General features: G+C 70.6%; 1 protein-coding gene. It reads right to left on the bottom strand.

Features of this window, described 5'->3' with window-relative positions; genetic code table 11:
• Nucleotides 1–1,828 (bottom strand): condensation domain-containing protein (locus tag DVS29_RS36685; RefSeq protein WP_240656003.1); only part of this gene is annotated, 1,828 nt, incomplete at both ends.

The following is a 1,828-nucleotide window of genomic DNA, read 5'->3' as shown; positions in this document are numbered from 1 at the left end:
CGCCGACAGCGCCTGCCCCAGCGACTCGAACGCATACCGCCGCGCCGGCGCCGCCTCGCGTCCCGTCGACAGCGTCAGCTCGCCCACCCGACGCGTTGCATCCGACGCCGCCAGCTGCTCCAGCACCTCCACATAATGGGCCGACAGCCGCTCCACCGTCGCCCGATCGATCCTCGCCCCGTCCCACGCCCATTCGAGCGCGATGTTCCGGTCACGCGGAATGATCGCCAGCGCAAGCGGATAGTGCGTCGGGTCGACCGATTCGACACCGCTCACGCGCAGCCCATCGCCGGGCTCGCGGGTCGATGCGTCGACTGGATAGTTCTCGAACACGACGAGCGTGTCGAACAGCGCGTCGCCGCTGCGGCCGGCCCACTGCTGCACGCGCGAGGGCGGGGAGTGCTCGTGGTGCCGCAGCTCGGTCAGGTCGCGCTGCAACGCGCGCAGCCAGTCGCCGACGTCAGCCTGCGCATCGACCTCGGCCCACATCGGCAGCGTATTGATGAAGAGCCCGAGCATCCGCTCGACGCCCGGCAGATGCGCAGGACGCCCCGCCACCGTCGTGCCGTAGGCCACGCTCGCGCGATGTCCGTAGCGCGCGAGCACGATCGCCCAGGCACCCTGCATCAGCGTATTGAGCGTCACCGCGTGACGCCTCGCCGCCAGCGACAGCCGTTCCGCCAGCACACCGTCGAGACGGTTGCGCACCGCATGCTGGCCGGGTTCCTCGCCGGCAGGCGCGGCGAGGCTGCCGAGCAGCGTCGCCGGTTCGTCCGAGCGTGCCGCCCGTTCGCGCCACCAGGCTTCGGTCGCGGGATCGTCGGCGACCTGCCGCATCCAGTCTGCGTAGCGCCGGTACGGCGGCGGCACCTCGATCGCGGCAGGCGCACCGCCCGCCGCGCGCGCCCGATAGTCGCGCAGGATTTCGCCCATCAGCTGCGCCACGCTCCAGCCGTCGAGCAGCACGTGATGATGGGTCCAGACGAGATCGGCGGTCTGCGCATCGCGCACAAACAACGCGACGCGCAACAGCGGCGCCGTATCGAGTGCGATGCCGCGTGCGAGATCGCGTTCGCGCCACTCGGCGAGGCGCGCGTCGTAGTCGGCGGCGGCGGACCAGTCGTGCGTGTCGAACGGCAGCGTCGGTGCGCGCTGCACGATCTGCAGCACGGCACCGCCGTCACGCCATTCGAAGCGCGTGCGCAGGATCGGATGGCGTGCGAGCGCGGCCCGCCACGCATCCCGAAGCAGACCCGGATCGAGCTCGCCTGCGAGCGTCACGCGCATCTGAATCAGGTATGCGTTGCTCTCGGGCTGAGCAAGCGTGTGATACAGGAGGCCGCTTTGCAGCGGCGTGGCCGGATAGACGTCCTCCACGTGCCCGGTCGTCACGCCGAGCGCGCGCCAGGCGGGGAGCGGGTTCGCCGACGGGTTCGCCGTATCGTTGCCTTGATTCCCGCTGGATCCCGTGGTCGCGGGTGCCGCACCCACCGGCTGCGCCACGCGCGCGAGCTGCGCGACAGTCGGCTCCTCGAACACCATGCGCGGCGTCACCAGCCAGCCGGCCTCGCGGACCTTCGCGACGATCTGCAGGCTCATGATCGAATCGCCGCCGATCACGAAGAAATTGTCGGTCACCCCGATGTCCTCGCGCCGCAGCACCGCACGCCAGACCGCGAGCAGTGCTGCCTCCGCCGGACTCGAGGGCCCGATTTGCTGTGCACGCGCCGGTTGCGCTTCGGGACTCGGTAGCGCGCGCTGGTCGAGCTTGCCATTCGGCGTCAGCGGGAATCGCTCCAGCTCCACATAGGCCGTCGGCACCATGTGC

This window comes from Paraburkholderia phosphatilytica, assembly GCF_003443895.1.
GTDB classification, from domain to species: Bacteria; Pseudomonadota; Gammaproteobacteria; order Burkholderiales; family Burkholderiaceae; genus Paraburkholderia; species Paraburkholderia phosphatilytica.
This window is presented reverse-complemented; position numbering and strand designations above follow the sequence as displayed.